Genomic DNA, 2,321 nt, shown 5'->3' on the forward strand with positions numbered 1-2,321 from the left:
GCTGCCGGAGCATGCGCAACCGCAGTTGGAACGACCGCAAGCGCCATCGCTGCAAACGCCTGCGCCCAAGGCGATTGCCCTGGATAACAAGCCGACCTTAGCGCGGCCGCAACTGAATGCCGCCACGGCTACGGCCGAGCCGGCCAGCCAGCCCACTGCGGCAACGGCTGCCGAGCAGGCGGCAACCAGTACCTCGGCTAATCCAGCAGCAACCAAAGACAGCGCGGCGGCGAGTGCGCCAAGCCGTGGCGCCGATGTCAGCACCGCGCCGAATGCCACGCCGCAAGGCAGCGATACGGCGACACCCGGTGCAATCAATGGTGCGTCCGAATCGCCACATGCCAGCGGCAAAAGCGGCTTGAATCTCTCGCTACCGGGGCAGGGCAGCACAGCCGGGGCAGGCGCGCCGGGCGGTCAGAGCCAGGGTGGGCAAGAGGCTGCCGGCAGTAACGGGCAGGTCGGCGATTACGTCCAGCTCAAGCCGCGCGGCAATACCGACATCATGTCGCACGGCCGGCCAAATATCGGCTACAAGTCCACGCGTTTCGAAGACGCGTGGACACCTGAAGGCGAAAGCTCGGTCGACACCGCGCTACGCCGGGCGGTCGAGAAAACGACCGTCAAGCACACCTTCCATTTGCCGCGTGGTGTGCGTGTCGAATGCGCCGTGATGCCGCTGCTGCCGATGGCCTTGTTCGGTTGCCACAACCCCGATCCGCCGGCGAAAGCCTTGAATCAAGAGATCTATCAACGCTTGAATCTGCCGGGCACGAATCCACTGGTGCCACCGCCGCCTGCCAGCGCCGCCAGTGCCAGCGCGGCGCCGATCAAGCTGGATAACAGCGTGCAGTGCGCCACGGCGCGGGTCAGTGGCGGGCCGCTGCCTCCGGGTTGCCTGGATGATCGCTTGACGCCTGGGCGGCCCAAGCCATCGACCCCTGCGTCGGCGGCCACCTCTTGGGTGCCGGCCAGCGATCAGTTCCATTGAGTCGTGAACCTGGCGTTGCCTGTCTGCTCAGGCAGGCAGCGCGGTGCCGATGAAGCGTTTGATATCGAAGGGGACTTGTGCGATTTGCTGCCTTTTTTCGCAACGTCAATTTTGGTCATGCAGGGAGCTCGGACAAAGCGCAGTTTGTCGCCGCTTTCAACGCGGTAGGTGCGAAGCATGCCGATTCGTTCCTGACTCATGGCAATGCCAGTTTCTCCGCGACCGGTGCCGACGAGGCGCAGGTATGGGTGAACGAGGTATGCCTGCGGCTGCGCCAGGTTTGCGCCTGGGACGGTGTGGCTTATACGCGGAGCATGGCCTACCTTGCCGAGCGAGTCGCGGCCGATCCATTCATCGCGGCGCCGCAAGACGATATCAGCGAACGATGCGTGACCTTTCTGCCCGATCATCTTGCTGGCATTCCAGACATTCCTATCGTTGTCCCGCGCCGGGATCTTGAAGTGTTCGCTGTTCAGGCCGGCGAGGCTTACAGCGTCACCCGCCTGGTGAATGGCCGTCCAGGCAATGTCAACGGCTTGCTTGAGCGCCGGTTGAAAATCCCATTGACCACTCGAAACTGGAATACGGTGGTGCGACTGGTACAGCGCGAAAGCTGACAGTCGACGTTTTATATAGCCATCCAAATCGCTGGATGCGGCGATGTGAATGATTGGCCGGTGATCCTCTATTCATATCCTGTGGCTATGGGTCTGATCGCAATAATCAATTTCTCCAATGACTCGGCCGCCCTTAAGGTGTGTCGCGAGAGCCGGTGGCATTGAGAGTGCCGCCACGCAGGGGAATCGGTAATGACACACCTCAAGTGGCGCTTGTTTTGCGCTTGTCTGGGTCTGAGTGCCGTCATGGTGACGACGGGCACGATGGCGCAATCGACGAATGATCACCCGCTGTTGACCCGCGATGGCGGTGCGCCGGTAGGCGACAACCAGAACTCGCAAACCGCTGGCCCGGCAGGCCCGACGTTGTTGCAGGACGCCCAATTGGTCGAGAAGCTGCAACGTTTTGGACGCGAGCGGATTCCCGAGCGCGTGGTGCATGCACGTGGTACGGGGGCCTATGGCGAGTTCGTCGCTGCCGGCGATTTCAGTGAGCTGACTTCGGCGGCCTTGTTGTCGGCGGCGGGCAAGAAAACCCCGGTATTTGTGCGTTTTTCCACCGTGGTTCACGGTGTGGGTTCACCGGAGACCTTGCGCGATCCACGCGGCTTCGCGACCAAGTTTTACACCGAGCAAGGCAACTGGGATCTGGTCGGTAACGATTTGCCGGTGTTCTTTATTCGCGATGCGATCAAGTTTCCGGACATGGTGCATGC

Annotated in this window: 1 protein-coding gene and 2 pseudogenes; all 3 read left to right on the forward strand. The window is 61.8% G+C overall.

The genetic code is table 11. From position 1 onward, the window contains the following. A pseudogene (locus tag OUZ52_RS22625) lies at positions 1-988 on the forward strand (hypothetical protein); the annotation flags it as partial. 77 nt (positions 989-1,065) lie between these two features. Continuing rightward, positions 1,066-1,605, forward strand: a complete 540-nt coding sequence (locus tag OUZ52_RS22630; protein WP_266160866.1) for a DUF1697 domain-containing protein — start codon at positions 1,066-1,068, stop codon at positions 1,603-1,605. 246 nt (positions 1,606-1,851) lie between these two features. Beyond that, positions 1,852-2,321: pseudogene (katE1, locus tag OUZ52_RS22635) on the forward strand (catalase KatE1); the annotation flags it as partial.

This window comes from Dyella silvatica (assembly GCF_026283955.1).
GTDB lineage: Bacteria > Pseudomonadota > Gammaproteobacteria > Xanthomonadales > Rhodanobacteraceae > Dyella_C > Dyella_C silvatica.